The following is a 680-nucleotide window of genomic DNA, read 5'->3' on the forward strand; positions in this document are numbered from 1 at the left end:
CCATCCAGGGCACGAACGATGTGGCGGTGATCAGCGGTGCCACCTCGGGTATCGTCACCGAAGACACGGCCGTCAACGGCTCCGGCAACCTGACCACCGGTGGCACCTTGTCTGTCRCCGACGTCGACAACGGCCAGGCGGTGTTCCAGGCCCAGGCTTCCACTGTCGGCACCTACGGCACCTTCACACTCGCCGCCGATGGCACGTGGACTTATGCAGCTGCGAACAGCAACGCCACGGTCCAGGCGCTGCGCGCCGATCAATCGCTGACCGAGACCTTCTCGGTCAAGAGCGCCGATGGGACCTCGTCGAGTGTCACGGTCACCATCCAGGGCACGAACGACACCGCTGTCATCTCCGGCGCCACTTCCGGCTCCGTCACGGAGGACACGGCTGTCAACGCTTCCGGCAATCTGACGACCGGTGGTACGTTGTCTGTCGCCGACGTCGACAACGGCCAGGCGGTGTTCCAGGCTCAACCGGCCACCGTGGGCACCTACGGCACCTTCGCGCTCGCCGCCGACGGCACCTGGACCTACACCGCTGCGAACAGCAACGCGACGATCCAAGCCCTGCGCGCGGATCAGTCGCTGGCGGAGACCTTCACCGTCAAGAGCGCTGATGAGACCTCGTCGAGCGTCACCGTCACCATCCACGGCACGAATGATGTGGCCGTGATC

The 680-nt window shown here is 65.4% G+C and carries 1 protein-coding gene; it reads left to right on the forward strand.

Translation table 11 applies throughout. The features are described 5' to 3' along the window. Positions 1-680 (forward strand): VCBS domain-containing protein (locus AC1D15_RS35805; RefSeq protein WP_477829827.1); only part of this gene is annotated, 680 nt, incomplete at both ends.

The sequence above is a fragment of the Rhizobacter sp. P2_H2 genome (assembly GCF_056403375.1).